Genomic DNA, 2500 nt, shown 5'->3' with positions numbered 1-2500 from the left:
CGGCACGCGAGCTGGGTTCAGAACGTCGTGAGACAGTTCGGTCCCTATCCGTCGCGGGCGTAGGAAATTTGAGAGGAGCTGTCCTTAGTACGAGAGGACCGGGATGGACTGACCTATGGTGTACCAGTTGTTTCGCCAGAAGCATAGCTGGGTAGCTAAGTCGGGAAGGGATAAACGCTGAAAGCATCTAAGTGTGAAGCCCACCTCAAGATGAGATTTCCCATAGCATAAGCTAGTAAGACCCCTTGAAGACTACAAGGTTGATAGGTCAGAGGTGTAAGTATGGTAACATATTTAGCTGACTGATACTAATAGGTCGAGGGCTTGACCAATATAGTCAAGTTGTAAATACATTAAAAAAACTATGTGCAATTTTGAAAGAACAAGGTTTTTTCAAATTGAAGATCTCGTGATGATGGCATAGAGGTAACACTCCTTCCCATTCCGAACAGGAAAGTTAAGGTCTATAGCGCCGATGGTACTGCATGGGAGACTGTGTGGCAGAGTAGGACGTTGCGAGGTAAGATTTGCGTGATTAGCTCAGTTGGTAGAGCACCTGACTCTTAATCAGGGTGTCCAGGGTTCGAATCCCTGATGACGCACCATAACAAAGGTTGTTAATTTTATTAACAACCTTTTTTGTTTTAAAATAAATTATTAAAGAAGTAATTTATTTTCAGTATTATAAACATTTAGGAATAAAAGATTGGATTAATTTATTAATTAGATAAATTTTGAATACGAAGACTGATTTTATATTCTTAGAAGAGAGTTAAGATAGTGTATAATATAATCCATAATATTTAATCGTGCATATATAAGTAATTATAAGTGAATAAATGAGTGTAAAATAATAATAATATGAGTAAGAATAAGTTTCTTAAAAGGAGTTAAATATGAGTTTAAAAAAAAGTAAAGTGGCTATTATAGGAACAGGATTAGTAGGGTCTAGTACAGCCTTTAGTCTGATGACTCAAGGGGTATGTGATGAGATATTAATGATTGATATAAATGAAGAAAAGGCTCTAGGGGAAGTAATGGATTTAAACCATTGTATTGAATATTTGAATAGAAATATAAGAATTGTCAGGGGGAACTATGAGCAATGCGGGGATGTAGATATTGTGGTAATAACAGCTGGTGCACCGCCTAAGCAAGGGCAAACTAGATTAGATACACTAGAATTATCAGCTAAAATAGTAGAATCCATTGTAAGGCCAATAATGAAGAGTGGATTTAAAGGACACTTTATTGTTATTTCCAATCCGGTTGATATGATAGCATATCATGTTTATAAGATATCTGGGTTACCAAAGAGTCATATTATAGGAACTGGTACTTCAGTTGATTCAGCAAGACTAAAAAATTTCATTGGAGAACTATTAAATGTTGATCCGCGTAGTGTGCAAGGATATTCTATGGGAGAACACGGAGATTCACAGATGGTCCCATGGTCTCATGTTACAGTTGGAGGAAAGTCATTCTACGAGATATTAAAAGACAATAAAGATAGAGTAGGAGAAGTTGACTTAGATAAACTAGTACTGGAAACAGCGAGAGCAGGTTGGGAAGTGTACAATAGAAAAGGAACAACGTATTATGGTATAGCAACAGCAGCTGTAGGAGTCATAAAAGCGATAATAAATGATGAAAACAAGATAATGCCAGTATCTACATTATTAGATGGCGAGTATGGAGAAAAAGATGTTTTTTGTGGAGTACCTGCTGTTTTAAATGCTGATGGGGTTAAAGAGGTAGTGGAAATTCATATGACAAAAGAAGAGTTGAGCAAGTTTAAAAGATCTATAGAGTTAATAAAAGAATATACCGAAAAAATAAAATAAGTTTTATTTCTGAATAAGTGTTGACATAATAGATAATACTATGTATAATAATATCTTGTTGAGACAAGTTTTCGACAAGATATTATAAAATAGTTATATAAAGATTATTTCATAAATTTGAAGTAATAGATGAAGATTATATCAACTATTAATTAAAATCTCGTGATGATGGCATAGAGGTAACACTCCTTCCCATTCCGAACAGGAAAGTTAAGGTCTATAGCGCCGATGGTACTGCATGGGAGACTGTGTGGCAGAGTAGGACGTTGCGAGGTAAGATGGTTCACTAGCTCAGTCGGTAGAGCACATGACTTTTAATCATGGTGTCCCGGGTTCGATTCCCGGGTGAGCCACCAATTACTTTATTAAAAGTAATCTTATTGAAAAACTTGCTTAGTATTTATATAAATAAAAGAGTTTTACTGAAAGTAAAACTCTTTTTTTATTTACCTTTATAAATTTTGAAACATATCATATTACAAATTTATAAAATGAATAACATTAAATAAGTATTCATAGGTTTTACTAATCTAATAGATAACTGTTTAGAAGGATTTGAACTTATGCGAGATATCCTTTTTTATAAATAAGAAAAACTTTCTTAATGATTGAATATCTTCCTTAACTGATGTATCTTCATTAGATGCAAGGTATCC

Annotated in this window: 2 protein-coding genes, 2 tRNA genes and 3 rRNA genes (2 of these 7 only partly in view); 6 read left to right on the top strand and 1 reads right to left on the bottom strand. The window is 34.5% G+C overall.

What is annotated here, in order from left to right:
• From AXY43_RS12890 to AXY43_RS12865, 6 genes are all read left to right on the top strand, one after another.
• Positions 1-332: ribosomal RNA gene (locus AXY43_RS12890) — 23S ribosomal RNA — on the top strand (it extends 2580 nt beyond the left edge of the window).
• A 73-nt stretch (positions 333-405) separates the two neighbouring features.
• A 5S ribosomal RNA gene (rrf, locus tag AXY43_RS12885) occupies positions 406-522 on the top strand.
• Between the two features lie 7 nt (positions 523-529).
• Positions 530-605, top strand: a tRNA-Lys gene (locus AXY43_RS12880).
• 291 nt (positions 606-896) lie between these two features.
• Complete coding sequence (locus tag AXY43_RS12875; protein WP_105411636.1) at positions 897-1844, top strand: L-lactate dehydrogenase; 948 nt, start codon at positions 897-899, stop codon at positions 1842-1844.
• Between the two features lie 158 nt (positions 1845-2002).
• A 5S ribosomal RNA gene (gene rrf / locus AXY43_RS12870) occupies positions 2003-2119 on the top strand.
• Between the two features lie 5 nt (positions 2120-2124).
• Positions 2125-2200, top strand: a tRNA-Lys gene (locus AXY43_RS12865).
• A gap of 189 nt (positions 2201-2389) precedes the next feature.
• Here AXY43_RS12865 and AXY43_RS12860 read toward each other — a convergent pair.
• Positions 2390-2500 carry the 3' portion of a signal peptidase II gene (locus tag AXY43_RS12860; RefSeq protein WP_012061052.1) on the bottom strand. Its footprint extends 639 nt past the window's final position, so the window shows 111 of its 750 coding nt (coding positions 640-750); the start codon falls outside the window, past its right edge; it ends in the stop codon at positions 2390-2392.

It is taken from the genome of Clostridium sp. MF28 (genome assembly GCF_002969175.1).
Lineage (GTDB): Bacteria > Bacillota > Clostridia > Clostridiales > Clostridiaceae > Clostridium > Clostridium beijerinckii.
Note: the sequence above shows the minus strand (reverse complement) of the source record. Positions and strands in the feature narration are given on the sequence as shown.